Source organism: Pseudomonas sp. GW821-FHT11G12 (genome assembly GCF_058808055.1).
The window spans coordinates 617,904-629,676 of record NZ_JBXARH010000003.1 but is presented as its reverse complement, the minus strand read 5'-3'; the positions used below and the strand labels follow the sequence as shown (position 1 = coordinate 629,676).

Sequence of the window (11,773 nt, the reverse complement as noted above, 5' to 3'; positions counted from 1 at the left end):
AATGTGAATCAAGTTTGACGCTGATCTTCGTCAATATTTTGGCTAGATTCTTTCGCTATTAAGTTTATGCCAAACTATTGACCTTCTGGGAGCCATCCTAAACAATCGCCCCAGTAATGTCACATTGATATTTATGCGGCGACCTGCCTTCAGCGTGTGATCCAGTTCCGGTTTTAAACTTTCCGACATACGGTCATTCCGGTTGCCATCTTCCGACGCAGCTCGCCATTTTGCTGTGATTCAAGACAAGAAGTTCTGGGAAATCTTTACCATGCGTTCGCACCTGCTCAAGGCTCTACCCTTCGCTCTCGCCGCCTCTTTTGCACAAGCACAATCCTTACCGGAAGCCATGCAACAGGCACTGGATGTCCATCCGGAAATACAGGCAGGGGTCAACAGTCGATTGGCTGCGGATTATCAGTTAAAGGCTGCCAAAGGTGGATACCTGCCCAAGGTCGATCTGCTCGGCGGTTATGGCCGTGAAGGCACCGACAGCGTCACCACCCGTGCCAACGGCGGCGGCAATCACTGGGAAACCCTGAATCGCGGCGAGTCGAGTGTGCGCCTGTCGCAAATGGTTTTTGACGGTTTTGCGACGTCCAGCGAAGTCGGGCGTCAACAAGCCACCGTCAACTCCCGCGCCTACTCCTTGCTGGGCACCTCCGAACGCACCGCGCTGACCGTGGCCCAGGTTTACCTGGACGTGTTGACCCGTCGCGAATTCGTGCGTCTGGCCGAGGAAAACCTCAAGAGCCACCAGCGTATCTACGACCAGATCCAGTTGCGCACCCAGCGCGGCGTCGGCAGCGGTGCCGACCTCGACCAGGCCGAAGCGCGGATGGCCCAGGCCCGCAACAATCTGCTGACCGAGCAGACCAACCTCGCCGACTCGGAAACCAACTTCCTCAGCGCTGTCGGCCAGATGCCCGATCAACTGGAGCGTCCGGCGCCGTTCATGGCGATGATGCCGGCCAACCTCAATGAAGCGCGCCAGCAGATGCTGGAAAACAGCCCGATCCTGCGCTCGGCCGAGTCCGACATCGCTGCTGCCGAGAAGCAGTACGAAACCGCCAAGTCGACCTTCTACCCACGTTTCGACGCCGAACTGGGCCGCACCGCCGACAACGACCTCGACGGTCAGAACGGTCACAACAATGAATGGCAGGCGATGCTGCGCATGCGCTTCAACCTGTACTCCGGTGGCAGCAACAAGGCTGACCTGGAATCCAAGTCCTACCTGTCGAATCAGGCGCTGGACATCCGCAACAACGCCCTGCGTCAGTTGAACGAAGAACTGGGCCTGGCCTGGAACGCCTTGAACAACGCCAACGCCCAGGTGCCGATCGCTCAGCAGTACGTTGATCACAGCACCTCGGTGCGTACCGCTTACCAGCGTCAGTTCAGCCTCGGCGAACGAACCCTGCTGGATTTGCTCGACAGTGAAAACGAACTGTTCACCGCTTCGCGCCGTCTGGCCGAGATCAAAAACATTCAGTTATTTACTCAGTACCGAATCAAGGCGACCATGGGCGAGTTGCTCAAGAGCCAGGGAGTGGTCGCACCGATGGCATCCGTTGTGCAGAACGACGTGAAGCCCAAGGTCCAACTGCCCGGGATGAATTGAGTTGTCCCTTTTCAACTGTTAAAGAGTGTCGAGCGTGGAATCAGAAGTCAGTCGAGTTCATCTCAGTCATGATCCACGCGCGTTGCACGACGATCCGTTACTGGATGGTCTGCTCGCCCTTTGCATGCTGCACCAGAAACCCGCCAGCGCGGCGATGCTGACCACCGGTCTGCCGCTGCCCAAGCAACGCCTGAGTGTCGAGCTGCTGCCCCGTGCGGCGGCGCGCGCCGGACTGCAGGGGCGGGTGCTGCAACGCAAGCTGGAAGAGATTCCGGCCATCGCCATGCCGGCGCTGTTGCTGCTCAAGGATGGTCGCAGCGCTGTCCTGCTCGGCTGGCAGGGTGAGAACGAAGCCCGGGTGTTGCTCAGCGAAACCGACGGCGGCGAGTCCCTCGTCAACCGTGAGCTGCTGGCCGACGACTACCTCGGCAAAGTGTTCTTCGCCCAACCCCAGCACAAATTCGACGTCAACCATGGCACGCTGATCCCGCGTGCACGCTCGTGGTTCCGCGACACCCTCAAGCGCTCGCGCTGGCTGTACGTCGACGCCATCGCCGCCAGTTTCCTGATCAACATCATCGCCATGGCCGCGCCGCTGTTCGTGATGAACGTCTACGACCGCGTAGTGCCGAACCAGGCCGAAGCGACCCTGTGGGTCCTCGCACTGGGCATCACTGGCGCCTACATTTTCGACCTGATCCTCAAGAGCCTGCGCAGCCTGTGCCTGGATCTGGCCGGCAAGAAAACCGACCTGATCATCTCCGCCACGCTGTTCGAACGCATTGTCGGCATGGCCATGAAATACCGCCCGGCGCGGGTCGGCAGCTTTGCCCAGAACATCCATGAGTTCCAGAGCCTGCGCGACTTCCTCGCCTCGCTGACCCTGACCAGCCTGATCGACCTGCCGTTCACCCTCCTGATCTTCATCGTCATCGCGATTCTCGGCGGGCATCTGGTGTGGATTCCGGTGTTGGCCTTCCCGATTGCGCTGCTGATCGGCTACGCACTGCAGAAGCCGCTGGTGGCAACCATGGAACGCACCATGGCGCTGGGGGCCGAGCGTCAGTCGAGCCTGATCGAAACCCTCGCCGGCCTCGACGCGGTGAAGGTCAACAACGCCGAAAGCGAACGCCAGTATCAGTGGGAACAAACCATTGGCACTCTCAGCCGCCTCGAGCTGCGGGTGAAAATGCTCTCCGGCCTGGCGATGAACATCACCCTGCTGATCCAGCAACTGGCCGGGGTGATCATGATCGTCTTCGGCGTGTACCAGATCATCGCCGGCAACCTGAGCATGGGCGGTCTGATTGCCTGCTACATGCTCAGCGGTCGCGCACTGAGCCCGCTGGCATCGCTGTCCGGTTTGCTGACTCGTTATCAGCAGGCGCGGGTGACCATGACCTCGGTCGACCAGATGATGGAGCTGCCGCAGGAGCGCAATTTCGAAGAGCGCCCGCTGAGCCGCAAGGTGCTGCAAGGTGCGATCGAATGCCGTCAGCTCAACTTCACCTACCCGGATCAACAGAACCCGGCGCTGAAAAACATCAACCTGGTGATCCGTCCCGGCGAGAAGATCGGCATCATCGGCCGCAGCGGTTCGGGCAAGAGCTCGCTGGCCAAACTGCTGGTCGGCCTGTATCAGCCGGACGATGGCGCGTTGCTGGTGGACGGCGTCGATATCCGCCAGATCGACGTCAGCGAGTTGCGCTACAACATCGGCTACGTGCCGCAGGACATCCAACTGCTGGCCGGCACCCTGCGTGACAACCTGATTTCCGGCGCCCGTTACGTCGAGGACGAGCTGGTGCTGCAAGCCGCCGAACTGGCCGGCGTGCATGAATTCGCCCGCCTGCACCCGCAGGGTTATGAACTGCAAGTCGGCGAGCGCGGGCAGAACCTGTCCGGCGGCCAGCGGCAGAACGTCGCCCTGGCCCGGGCGCTGTTGCTCAATCCGCCGATCCTGCTGCTCGACGAACCGACCAGCGCCATGGACAACACCGGCGAAGAGCGCCTCAAGCAACGCCTGGCTGCAGTCGTTGAAAACAAGACCGTGGTGCTGGTGACGCACCGGGCGTCGCTGCTGTCGCTGGTGGATCGTCTGCTGGTGATCGACCGCGGGCAGATTCTCGCCGATGGCCCGAAAGCCGCCGTGATGGAAGCGTTGAAGAAGGGGCAGATCAGTGTTGCTTAAGTCGGGTTTCAAGGATTCGATCCGTCGCTACTTCAAAGGCTCTGCCTCGCTGCAGGGCCAACCGCTGCCGGAGGTCAACAAGGCCTTGATCGAGGACGCGCCGCGTGTGGTGCGGCTGACGATCTGGGCGATCATCGGTTTCTTCGTGTTCCTGATGCTGTGGGCCAACTTCGCCGTCATCGACGAAGTGACCAAGGGCGACGGCAAGGCGATTCCCTCGTCGAAGATCCAGAAAATCCAGAACCTTGAGGGCGGTATCGTCTCTGAGCTGTTCGTCAAGGAAGGCCAGATTGTCGAAGCCGGCGCCCCGCTGGTTCGCCTGGACGACACGCGATTCGCTTCCAACGTCGGCGAAACCGAAGCCGATCGCTTGTCGATGCTGCTGCGGGTCGAGCGCCTGAGCGCCGAAGTCGATGACCGTCCGCTGAATTTCCCGGAGGACGTGCTCAAAGCCGTGCCGGGTCAGGCCAAGAGCGAAGAATCGCTGTACGTCAGCCGTCGTCAGCAATTGCACGATGAAGTCGGCGGCTTGCAGGAGCAGTTGATCCAGCGTCAGCAAGAGTTGCGCGAGTTCACCTCGAAGCAGGCGCAGTACCGCCAGCAACTCGGCCTGCAACGCCAGGAAATCAACATGTCCGAGCCGCTCGTGGCCCAGGGCGCGGTGTCGCCGGTGGAAGTGCTGCGACTCAAGCGTGCAGAAGTGGAAACCCGTGGTCAGCTCGACGCCACCACACTGGCGATCCCGCGTGCCGAATCGGCGATCAAGGAAGTGCAGCGCAAGATCGACGAAACTCGCGGCAAATTCCGCAGCGAAGCCCTGACTCAGCTCAACGAAGCCCGCACCGACCTGAACAAGGCCCAGGCCACCGGCAAGGCGCTGGAAGACCGGGTCAGCCGGACGCTCGTCACCTCGCCGGTGCGCGGCATCGTCAACAAGATGCTGGTCAACACCATCGGCGGTGTGATCCAGCCAGGCAGCGATTTGCTGGAAATCGTGCCGCTGGACGACACCTTGCTGGTCGAAGCGAAGATCCGTCCGCAGGACATCGCGTTCCTGCATCCGGGCCAGGAAGCCACGGTGAAATTCACCGCGTATGACTACACCATCTACGGTGGTCTGAAGGCCAAGCTCGAGCAAATCGGTGCCGACACCATCACCGACGAAGACAAGAAAACCACCTACTACATCATCAAGCTGCGCACCGATCGCAGCCATCTCGGCACTGACGAGAAGCCGTTGCTGATCATCCCGGGGATGGTGGCGTCGGTGGATATCATCACCGGCAAGAAGACCGTGCTGAGCTACCTGCTCAAACCGATCATCCGGGCGCGGGCTGAGGCGTTGCACGAGCGATAAGCCTTCACGGACGCCTTCGCGGGACTCGCGAAGGCGTCCGTCGCAACAACGTATCCCGTCCAGAAGTGACACAAATGGTCACTCACCATCCAGTCCATTCCAAAGCAATCGCCATATCGTTATTCGCTAACGGTATTTAAATTCCGCTTCTTATAGCTATAAAGTCGACCTCCTGCGTACCTGCCGACCAATCGGCGCGCCGCACGACACGAACCCACACGCAATCCAGCGTGAGTTTCTGATCGACGCGCGCGCCCTTGAGCGTGCCGTGCGTGGGAGATTGATTGATGTCCGCAGCTACTGCTACCCCAAGCGCCGCGACTGTCGCGCCGCAAACCTTCGAGATCCGCCCGTTCAGCGGTGCCGTCGGCGCCGAAATCATCGGCCTCGACCTGACCCGTTCGGTCAACGATGAAGACTTCGCCCGCATCCACCGCGCGCACCTCGATCACCACGTCGTGGTGTTCCGCGACCAGCGCATCACCCCGCAACAGCAAATCGATTTCAGCCGCCGCTTCGGCGTGTTGCAGATCCACGTGCTCAAGCAGTTCCTGCTGGCCAATCACCCGGAAATCCTCATAGTTTCCAACATCGTCGAGAACGGCCAGAACATCGGCCTCGGTGATGCCGGCAAATTCTGGCACTCGGACCTCTCCTATAAAGAGCTGCCGAGCCTCGGCTCGATGCTGCACGCCCAGGAGCTGCCGTCCGAAGGCGGCGACACCCTGTTCGCCGACATGCACAAAGCCTGGGACAGCCTGCCCGACGCGCTGCGCAAAGCCGTCGAAGGCCGTTCGGCTGCGCATTCCTACACTGCGCGTTACAGCGAAACCAAATTCGAAGGCAACTGGCGCCCGACCCTGACCCCGGAGCAATTGGCCCAAGTCGCCGAGGTCGTGCACCCGGTGGTCCGCACCCACCCGGAAAACGGCCGCAAGGCGTTGTTCGTCAGCGAAGGCTTCACCACCCGCATCGTCGGCCTGCCGGAGGACGAGAGCAAACAACTGCTCGATGAGCTCTACGCCCACAGCGTGCTGCCGCAGAACATCTATCGCCATCAATGGCAGCCCCACGACCTGGTGTTCTGGGACAACCGTTCGCTGATCCACCTTGCCGCCGGTTGCCCTGCGCACCTGCGCCGCAAGCTGTATCGCACCACCATCCAGGGCGATGCGCCTTTCTGATTTGCCGGAGATCCGATCATGTCCAAACGTCTTCCATTTGCGCCGCTGGCGGCGGCCATCGGCCTCGGTTTCAGCCTGATCGCCGGCAGCCTGGTGGCGCCGACCGTGGCCCACGCCGAAGGTGAAATCCGCATCGCCGAACAGTTCGGCATTGTCTATTTATTGCTCAATGTGGTGCGCGATCAGGGACTGATCGAGAAGTACGGCAAGCAGGAAGGGCTCGACATCAAGGTCGACTGGACTCAGTTGTCGGGTGGCGCGGCGGTCAATGATGCGCTGCTTTCCGGTTCCATCGACATTGCCGGCGCTGGCGTCGGGCCGTTGCTGACCATCTGGGATCGCACCCATGGCAAGCAGAACGTCAAGGCCGTGGCCTCGCTGGGCAACTTCCCGTACTACCTCGTCAGCAACAATCCCAAGGTCAAGACCATCGCCGACTTCACCGAGAAGGATCGCATCGCGGTGCCGGCGGTCGGGGTGTCGGTGCAGTCGCGTTTCCTGCAATACGCGGCCGCCAAGCAGTGGGGCGACAAGGAATTCAATCGCCTCGACAAGTACACCATCGCCGTCCCGCACCCGGACGCCACCGCTGCGTTGATCGCCGGCGGCACCGAGCTGACCGGGCATTTCTCTAATCCGCCATTCCAGGATCAGGCGCTGCAGAACCCGAACGTGCACGTGGTGCTCAACTCCTATGACGTGCTTGGGCCGAACTCGCCGACCGTGCTGTTCGCCACCGAGAAATTCCGCAACGACAACCCGAAGACCTACAAGGCGTTCGTTGAAGCCCTGACTGAAGCCGCGCAATTTGCGCAGAACGATAAAGGCGCGGCGGCGGACACCTATATCCGCGTGACCAAGGCCAAGATCGACCGCGCCGAGCTGCTGAAAATCATCGACAACCCGCAGTTCGAGTTCAGCGTCACACCGAAAAACACCTACCCGCTCGCCGAGTTCCTCTACCGCGTCGGCGCGATCAAGAACAAACCTGAATCGTGGAAGGACTACTTCTTCCAGGACGCCAAACCGCTGCAAGGGAGCTGATCGACATGAACGCCCCCTTGCAAGGCCACGCGGCCAGCAACCCGATCGCCACGGCGCAGGCGCTGTTGGCGGTCGACCAGGTCAGCCTCGAATACCGCACGCCGCAACGCGTCGTGCGTGCTACCCACCAAGTCAGTTTCGAAGTCGATCAACAGGACCGCTTCGTGTTGCTCGGCCCGTCCGGTTGCGGCAAATCAACCTTGCTCAAAGCCGTCGCCGGGTTCATTGCGCCGTGCGAGGGCGAGATCCGTCTGCAAGGTCAGCGCGTCGACGCGCCGGGGCCGGACCGGATCGTGGTGTTTCAGGAGTTCGATCAACTGCCACCGTGGAAAACCGTCAAACAGAACGTGATGTTTCCGCTGCTGGCCTCGCGCACCTTGAAGAAAAAGGAAGCCGAGGAGCGCGCCCTGCATTATCTGGAAAAAGTCGGTCTGGCGGCGTTCGCCGATGCCTATCCGCACACCTTGTCCGGCGGCATGAAGGCGCGGGTGGCGATTGCCCGGGCGCTGGCGATGCAGCCGAAAATCCTGCTGATGGACGAGCCATTCGCTGCGCTGGATGCCCTGACCCGGCGCAAGATGCAGGAGGAATTGCTGCTGCTCTGGGAGGAGGTGCGTTTCACCTTGCTGTTCGTCACTCACTCGATTGAAGAAGCGCTGGTGGTCGGCAATCGCATCCTGCTGCTGTCGCCGCATCCGGGGCGGGTGAGGGCGGAAGTGCACAGTCATCAATACGATCTGCAAAGCCTCGGCGGTGTGGCGTTCCAGGAATCGGCGCGGCGCATTCATCGGCTGCTGTTCGATGAAGGGCAGTCGCCGGAAACCGAGCGCGAGCACGATTTCAACGACATTCGCATCGCTTATTGAGCCACCCGGAGGATCGCCCGATGAGCCATTCATCATCCGTACGTCAAGAATTCGAAATTGATTTGCAGCCGCTGACCAGCGTGCCGGTGGAGCGCGAATTACCGCTGGGCCAGCGCCTGTGGCAGCAGGGCTGGCTGCGCAAAAGCGTGATCCTGATTTTGCTCGCAGTGCTCTGGGAAGTAGTCGCCCGGGTGCAGAACAACGACCTGCTGCTGCCGAGCTTTTTGCAGACCAGTCATGCGCTGTACGACGGCCTGCTCAGCGGTGAACTGCTGGGCAAGGTGTGGATCTCGCTGGTGGTGCTGCTCAAGGGTTACCTGATTGGTATCGTCCTGGCCTTCGCCCTGACCACGTTGGCGGTTTCGACCCAATTCGGCCGGGATCTACTGAGTACCCTGACCTCGATGTTCAACCCGTTGCCGGCGATTGCGCTGTTGCCGCTGGCGTTGCTGTGGTTCGGCCTGGGCCAGAACAGCCTGATTTTCGTGCTGGTGCATTCGGTGTTGTGGGCGCTGGCGCTGAACACTTACGCCGGGTTTCTCGGCGTCTCGGAAACCCTGCGCATGGCGGGGCGCAACTACGGTTTGAAGGGCATGCGCTTCGTGCTGTTCATCCTGATTCCGGCGGCGCTGCCGTCGATCCTCGCCGGTCTGAAAATCGGCTGGGCTTTCGCCTGGCGTACCCTGATCGCCGCCGAACTGGTGTTCGGCGCCACCAGCGGCAAGGGTGGTCTGGGCTGGTACATCTTCCAGAACCGCAACGAGCTGTATACCGACAAGGTGTTTGCCGGTCTGGCCGTGGTGATCCTCATCGGTCTGCTGGTGGAGAACCTGGTGTTCGACACGCTGGAGCGGGTGACGGTGAAACGCTGGGGAATGCAGCGCTGATTTTCTGATCTGCTAGCATTGCGTGCGAATCAATCCTGATCGGTCACGAGTGCTCAGCATGCAACTCCCGGACATGAACCTGTTGGTCGCCCTCGACGCCTTGCTCGACGAGGGCAGCGTGGTCGGCGCCGCGCGGCGGATGAACCTCAGCCCGGCAGCCATGAGCCGCACGCTGACGCGAATCCGCGAAGCCATTGGCGATCCGATTCTGGTGCGTGCCGGCCGGGGTCTGGTGCCGACGCCCAAGGCGCTGGAACTGCGCGAACAGGTGCGCGATGTGGTCGAGCAGGCGGCGCTGCTGTTTCGCTCGGCGGATGCGGTGGAACTAGGCACCCTGCGCCGGCGTTTCAGCATTCGCGCCAACGATTTTTTCGTCGGCGTGTACGGCGGCAAGCTGTTCGACACCTTGGATCAACTGGCGCCGCACTGTGAATTGCGCTTCGTTCCCGAGGGTGACGGCGACGATGAAGCCTTGCGCGAAGGGCGAATCGACCTGAGTGTCAGCAACACCCGTCCGGTGACCCCGGAAGTCAAAGTGCAGAACCTGTTTTCCACCCACTTCGTCGGTCTGGTGCGCGAGGATCATCCGCTGCTGGATGGCGAAATTACCGCTGAACGCTATGCCGGGTTTTCCCACATCAGCATGTCCCGCCGGGGCATCGCCCGTGGGCCTATCGACACCGCGTTGAATGCCTTGGGGCTGGAGCGGCGAGTCGCGGTGATCGCGCCAAGTTTCCACGCGGCGATGTTCGCCCTGCCGGACTCCGACCTGATCCTGCCGGTGCCCAAGGAAGCGCTGCTCAGCGTGCGGCGACTGGGATTGAAGTTGCGCTCGTTCGACCTGCCGATCCCGTTGCCGACGCTGATGCTGACCCAGGCCTGGCACCCGCGTTTCGACAAGGATCCGGCCCACCGCTGGCTGCGGGAAACCCTCAAGACCTGCTGCGACGAAACCTGGCTGGCGGCGCAGCCCTGACGATTGCGTCTGACGCACTTATAAGCTGCCAACAAGTCAATTTTCGTCAGCTCTAAGCCTTACTAAGATGCTCCGGTATTTTTCCCTCCGGAGTTTGCCTGCATGACATCCCTGACGGTTACGGCGCCGATTGCCGCTGCCGCTCCGATGGCCGCCGCGCCCCCGGTGTTCGGGGCGCGGATCATCATTGGCCTGGTCGGCGTACTGCTGGCGGTGCTGGTGTCGGGCCTCAACGAGATGGTGACCAAGGTCGCCCTGGCCGACATTCGCGGCGCCCTGAGCATCGGCTACGACGAAGGCACCTGGCTGGTCGCCAGCTATACCGCGACTTCGGTGGCGGCCATGGCGTTCGCGCCGTGGTGCTCGGTGACCTTTTCTCTGCGTCGCTTCACCCTGTGCGCCATCGGCGTGTTCACCCTGCTCGGGGTGCTCTGTCCGTTCGCCCCGAACTACGAAAGCCTGCTGCTGATGCGCATCCTGCAAGGCCTGGCCGGCGGCGCGTTGCCGCCGATGCTGATGACTGTTGCGCTGCGGTTTCTGCCACCCAACTTCAAGCTTTACGGCCTCGCCGGTTACGCCCTGACCGCCACGTTTGGCCCAGGCCTCGGAACACCGCTGGCCGGGTTGTGGACCGAGTACGCCGGTTGGCAGTGGACGTTCTGGCAAATCATCGTGCCGTGCATGATCGCCATGGCCGCTGTTGCGTATGGCCTGCCGCAGGATCCGCTGCGTCTGGAGCGCTTCAAGTCGTTCAACTGGAAAGGCCTGTTGCTGGGGTTTCCGGCGATCTGCATGTTGGTGATCGGTCTGTTGCAGGGCAATCGTCTGGACTGGTTCGAGTCGAACCTGATCTGCGGTTTGCTCGGCGCCGGTTCACTGTTGCTGGTGGCGTTCCTGATCAATGAATGGTCGCAGCCGATCCCGTTTTTCAAGTTGCAGATGCTCGGCATTCGCAACCTGTCGTTCGCCCTGATGACCTTGGCTGGCGTGCTGGTGGTGCTGCTGGCAGTGGTGCTGATTCCATCGAGTTACCTGGCTCAGGTGCAGGGTTACCGGCCGGTGCAGACCGCGCCGATCATGTTGCTCGCGGCGTTGCCGCAACTGATCGCGCTGCCGCTGGTGGCGGCGTTGTGCAACCTGCGTTGGGTCGATTGTCGCTGGGTGCTCGGCATCGGCTTGAGCATGTTGACGCTGTCGTGCCTGGGCGGCTCGCAGCTGACCTCGGAATGGATTCGCGACGATTTCTACGTCCTGCAATGGCTGCAGATTTTCGGCCAGCCGATGGCGGTGCTGCCGTTGCTGATGCTGTCGACCGGCAGCATCCAGCCACAGGACGGGCCATTCGCGTCGGCGTGGTTCAACACCGTGAAAGGCCTGGCGGCGGTGGTCGCCACCGGGGCCATCGAGGCGCTGACCACGGCTCGCCTGCATTTTCACTCGACGATGCTGGTGGATCGCCTCGGCAACTCGCCGCTGGCCGCGAGCAACGACCCGGGCCTCGCCCATCGCCTGCACGAACAGGCCGTGGTGCTGACTTCTTCGGATCTTTATCTGTGCATGGCTGGCGTCGCAGTGACGCTGATCCTGCTGATTTTCTGGCTGCCGACGCGGATCTTTCCGCCGCGCGCGCCGACTTGACTGGAA

At 61.5% G+C, this 11,773-nt stretch carries 9 protein-coding genes; all 9 read left to right on the top strand.

What is annotated here, in order from left to right; genetic code table 11:
• Positions 1-271: 271 nt before the first annotated feature.
• The 9 genes from AC1RR7_RS14135 to AC1RR7_RS14095 all read left to right on the top strand — a co-directional run bounded on the left by AC1RR7_RS14135 (position 272) and on the right by AC1RR7_RS14095 (position 11,767).
• Positions 272-1,624: a TolC family outer membrane protein gene (locus AC1RR7_RS14135; protein WP_096823038.1), complete on the top strand. Its 1,353-nt coding sequence runs from the start codon at positions 272-274 to the stop codon at positions 1,622-1,624.
• A gap of 34 nt (positions 1,625-1,658) precedes the next feature.
• Positions 1,659-3,815 carry a type I secretion system permease/ATPase gene (locus AC1RR7_RS14130; protein WP_096823037.1) on the top strand — a complete coding sequence of 719 codons (2,157 nt, stop codon included), beginning with the start codon at positions 1,659-1,661 and terminating at the stop codon, positions 3,813-3,815.
• The gene (locus tag AC1RR7_RS14125) at positions 3,805-5,172 is read left to right on the top strand and encodes an HlyD family type I secretion periplasmic adaptor subunit (RefSeq protein ID WP_096823036.1); all 1,368 of its coding nucleotides are present in this window, start codon (positions 3,805-3,807) and stop codon (positions 5,170-5,172) included. The genes AC1RR7_RS14130 and AC1RR7_RS14125 overlap by 11 nt, the downstream gene beginning before the upstream one ends.
• Positions 5,173-5,459: 287 nt before the next feature.
• Complete coding sequence (locus AC1RR7_RS14120) at positions 5,460-6,356, top strand: TauD/TfdA dioxygenase family protein (protein ID WP_096823035.1); 897 nt, start codon at positions 5,460-5,462, stop codon at positions 6,354-6,356.
• Positions 6,357-6,374: 18 nt separating this feature from the next.
• A complete protein-coding gene (locus AC1RR7_RS14115; protein WP_096823034.1) occupies positions 6,375-7,400 on the top strand; it encodes an ABC transporter substrate-binding protein in 1,026 nt (341 codons plus the stop codon).
• A gap of 5 nt (positions 7,401-7,405) precedes the next feature.
• Entirely contained in the window at positions 7,406-8,266 is an 861-nt protein-coding gene (locus tag AC1RR7_RS14110) for an ABC transporter ATP-binding protein (RefSeq protein ID WP_085712610.1), read from the top strand.
• A 20-nt stretch (positions 8,267-8,286) separates the two neighbouring features.
• Positions 8,287-9,153, top strand: coding sequence for an ABC transporter permease (locus tag AC1RR7_RS14105; RefSeq protein ID WP_096823033.1), 867 nt, complete (start codon positions 8,287-8,289; stop codon positions 9,151-9,153).
• Positions 9,154-9,211: 58 nt separating this feature from the next.
• The gene (locus tag AC1RR7_RS14100) at positions 9,212-10,129 is read left to right on the top strand and encodes a LysR family transcriptional regulator (protein WP_011331856.1); all 918 of its coding nucleotides are present in this window, start codon (positions 9,212-9,214) and stop codon (positions 10,127-10,129) included.
• Positions 10,130-10,231: 102 nt separating this feature from the next.
• Positions 10,232-11,767: an MFS transporter gene (locus tag AC1RR7_RS14095; protein WP_493157751.1), complete on the top strand. Its 1,536-nt coding sequence runs from the start codon at positions 10,232-10,234 to the stop codon at positions 11,765-11,767.
• The last annotated feature ends 6 nt before the right edge of the window (positions 11,768-11,773 follow it).

Bases quoted from the DNA above. Each gene is read 5' to 3' on its own strand.
- AC1RR7_RS14110 (WP_085712610.1), top strand. From the start codon at position 7,406: ATGAACGCCCCCTTGCAAGGCCACGCGGCCAGCAACCCGATCGCCACG.
- AC1RR7_RS14120 (WP_096823035.1), top strand. From the start codon at position 5,460: ATGTCCGCAGCTACTGCTACCCCAAGCGCCGCGACTGTCGCGCCGCAA.
- AC1RR7_RS14135 (WP_096823038.1), top strand. From the start codon at position 272: ATGCGTTCGCACCTGCTCAAGGCTCTACCCTTCGCTCTCGCCGCCTCT.
- AC1RR7_RS14100 (WP_011331856.1), top strand. From the start codon at position 9,212: ATGCAACTCCCGGACATGAACCTGTTGGTCGCCCTCGACGCCTTGCTC.
- AC1RR7_RS14115 (WP_096823034.1), top strand. From the start codon at position 6,375: ATGTCCAAACGTCTTCCATTTGCGCCGCTGGCGGCGGCCATCGGCCTC.
- AC1RR7_RS14095 (WP_493157751.1), top strand. From the start codon at position 10,232: ATGACATCCCTGACGGTTACGGCGCCGATTGCCGCTGCCGCTCCGATG.
- AC1RR7_RS14105 (WP_096823033.1), top strand. From the start codon at position 8,287: ATGAGCCATTCATCATCCGTACGTCAAGAATTCGAAATTGATTTGCAG.